Genomic DNA, 365 nt, shown 5'->3' with positions numbered 1-365 from the left:
TCGCTCCGGCGACCCGGGTGGCCAAGCGGCTCATCTCCGCCCTGACATGGGCGTTGTCGGTGACCTGGGTTGCGGACGCGGCGGTCCAACGATCCCAGTTCACGGTCGCGGCAGCAGTAAGGGACAGGACGATGGCGAGTACGAGAAGTGGGTAGACGATGCTTCCGAATGCTCGGACCCTCGCGGGAGCCAAGGCGGCGGCGCCCGTGTCGCCTGTCGGCTGGGTACTGGCTGTCACGTTGCTCATAATCCGGCCAAACTGGCGGCCTCCGAGACATCGTCGACGCCGCATATAATTGGATTGCTGAATATCAGTACGTCAACTACTATGGCGCGTCAAGCTGCGCTAGCGGCTTCAACGACCA

1 pseudogene is annotated in these 365 nt (G+C 62.7%); it reads right to left on the bottom strand.

From position 1 onward, the window contains the following. A pseudogene (locus tag ACZLZY_RS24965) lies at window positions 1-238 on the bottom strand (hypothetical protein); the annotation flags it as partial. Window positions 239-365 lie beyond the last annotated feature (127 nt).

Source organism: Mesocryomonas lacus, from assembly GCF_055730135.2.
The sequence above is the reverse complement of the archived record's forward strand: the minus strand, read 5'-3'. Positions and strand labels throughout refer to the sequence as shown.